Below are 246 nucleotides of genomic sequence, written 5' to 3'. Positions count from 1 at the left end.
AATGATTATCCTTGTGCTGAATTAACACGAAGGAGAAAAAATGAAAAACACATTTGCATTAATTTTGCTGGCATCGAGCGTTGTCTTACCTGGAGTGGTGGATGCGGCCGATAAGCATGAAGGGATTGAAATAACAATTAATATCAATAGTGCCAATGCTGAGGAACTGGATAAGCTGCTATTAGGCGTTGGTCCGGATAAAGCTCAGAACATTATTGAATACCGGGAGCAGAATGGGAAATTTGC

Annotated in this window: 1 protein-coding gene; it reads left to right on the top strand. The window is 40.7% G+C overall.

Going from position 1 to position 246, the window contains the following annotated elements; translation table 11 throughout:
* Nucleotides 1-40 precede the first annotated feature (40 nt).
* The coding region (locus tag R0J87_RS23380) for a ComEA family DNA-binding protein (protein ID WP_498889363.1) at nt 41-246 on the top strand (206 nt) is incomplete at its 3' end.

The sequence above is a fragment of the Halomonas sp. SIMBA_159 genome (genome assembly GCF_046536035.1).
Classification (GTDB): domain Bacteria; phylum Pseudomonadota; class Gammaproteobacteria; order Pseudomonadales; family Halomonadaceae; genus Vreelandella; species Vreelandella venusta_A.
This window is presented reverse-complemented; position numbering and strand designations above follow the sequence as displayed.